1 protein-coding gene is annotated in these 499 nt (G+C 62.9%); it reads right to left on the bottom strand.

Going from position 1 to position 499, the window contains the following annotated elements:
• Window positions 1–37 precede the first annotated feature (37 nt).
• Window positions 38–499 (bottom strand): DNA primase small subunit domain-containing protein (locus tag AWV70_RS23255; RefSeq protein WP_349675589.1); only part of this gene is annotated, 462 nt, incomplete at its 5' end.

Here is a 499-nt window from a genome sequence, read left to right as displayed (position 1 = left end):
GAGGCATTGCGGGCGTAGCGCTGAAGGCAAGTCGTCATCAGGCCAGCCCCAGCTGCTTGCGCATGCCCACGGTGATCGATTGCCTGGTCTTGCCATAATCGGCCCAGGGGTCGTCCACATCGGCCAGTCGTTCAAGCACGTTGCCGATGTTCCACTGGTTGGCGCCCTTGAGTTGCGGCAGTTCCTCGCGCCAGATCGGCACGGATACCGGCAGGCCTTCGCGGGCGCGCAGGGTATACGCGCAGGCGGTGGTAGCCCCCTTGCCGTTGCGCAGGTAGTCGATGAAGATGCGCCCGATGCGATTTTTGGGCCCGGACACGGCACTGAGCCTGTCGGGGAACAACCTGGCCAGGTAATCGACGATGCCGTGGCTGAATGCCTTGACTTCATCCCAGCTGGCACGCCGGGTCAGGGGCACTACCAGGTGCATGCCTTTGCCGCCACTGGTCTTGAGAAACACCTTCAGGCCCAGTTCATCCAGCAAGGTGAGGGCCAGTTG

This window comes from Sporosarcina koreensis, from assembly GCF_001531445.1.
Lineage (GTDB): Bacteria > Bacillota > Bacilli > Bacillales_A > Planococcaceae > Sporosarcina > Sporosarcina koreensis_C.
This window is presented reverse-complemented; position numbering and strand designations above follow the sequence as displayed.